Source organism: Emticicia agri, from assembly GCF_004168285.1.
GTDB classification, from domain to species: Bacteria; Bacteroidota; Bacteroidia; order Cytophagales; family Spirosomataceae; genus Emticicia; species Emticicia agri.
On sequence record NZ_SEWF01000142.1, the window covers coordinates 1 to 349 of the forward strand.

The window sequence follows — 349 nt, forward strand, 5'->3', positions numbered from 1 at the left end:
CGGGTCCACAAGGACCACAGGGGATAGCAGGGCCACAAGGTGTAGCAGGACCGACAGGCGCAACTGGAGCCAATGGTGCTACGGGTCCACAAGGACCACAGGGGATAGCAGGGCCACAAGGCGCAACAGGAGTTACGGGACCAACCGGAGCAAATGGTGCTACAGGCTCACAAGGGATTGCAGGATCAACTGGTGCAAGAGGTGCAACAGGTACAACCGGAGCTAATGGTGCTACAGGGTCGCAAGGACCACAAGGGATTGCAGGACCAACCGGACAAACTGGCGCTACAGGAGCTACAGGACCACAAGGGATTGCAGGACCAGTGGGCGCAACAGGAGTTACAGGACC

General features: G+C 58.7%; 1 pseudogene. It reads left to right on the top strand.

The features are described 5' to 3' along the window. Positions 1-349, top strand: a pseudogene (locus EWM59_RS27395) (hypothetical protein); the annotation flags it as partial.